General features: G+C 55.5%; 1 protein-coding gene. It reads right to left on the bottom strand.

Translation table 11 applies throughout. The features are described 5' to 3' along the window. A partial coding sequence (locus tag ACVOLI_RS20520) for a protein rep (RefSeq protein WP_481615788.1) occupies positions 1-218 on the bottom strand: 218 nt, incomplete at both ends.

The raw sequence follows: 218 nt of genomic DNA, 5'->3' as shown, positions 1-218 counted from the left end.
CGAAGCGCCAATGCGTCATCTCCCAAGGCCAAGCGGTCGGCTTTTTTAGTCCTCACTTTCGTGATGTGGACTTGAGGGATGTAGTCGAGGCGAGCCGCTTCGCGCCACGCCGGAAGCCACTGCGATTGAGCCACGTAATGCTTTTTGAAGTAGCTCGGTTTGACTAACAACAACGCATGGAAATGCGGATGCGCCGAACCGTCTTTTCCGCGTGTGAC

Source organism: Stenotrophomonas sp. STEN029, from assembly GCF_056760015.1.
The sequence above is the reverse complement of the archived record's forward strand: the minus strand, read 5'-3'. Positions and strand labels throughout refer to the sequence as shown.